General features: G+C 73.6%; 1 protein-coding gene. It reads right to left on the bottom strand.

Annotated elements, in window-relative coordinates; genetic code table 11:
• Window positions 1-292 (bottom strand): polyketide synthase dehydratase domain-containing protein (locus GCN81_RS00125; RefSeq protein ID WP_156721316.1); only part of this gene is annotated, 292 nt, incomplete at both ends.

The raw sequence follows: 292 nt of genomic DNA, 5'->3' as shown, positions 1-292 counted from the left end.
GTGACTCCGCTCCAGGAGAAGGGGAGTAGGGCGGGTCGGTCGTTGTCGATGACCCCGGGCAGCAGGGTGTGCAGGGCGGCGTCCAGCAGGGCCGGGTGGAGCAGGAAGCGGTCGGCTTCGGCGCGCTGGCTGTCGGGCAGCGCGACCTCGGCGAGAAGTTCACCGTCCGGGCCGCGCCAGGCGCGTCGCAGCCCCTGGAAGGCGGGCCCGTACGTGTAGTCCTGGTCGGCGAGGCGGTCGTAGACGCCGTCCAGCGGGACTTCCACGGCCCCGGCCGGTGGCCACACGGCCA

Source organism: Streptomyces apocyni, assembly GCF_009739465.1.
GTDB classification, from domain to species: domain Bacteria; phylum Actinomycetota; class Actinomycetes; order Streptomycetales; family Streptomycetaceae; genus Streptomyces; species Streptomyces apocyni.
This window is presented reverse-complemented; position numbering and strand designations above follow the sequence as displayed.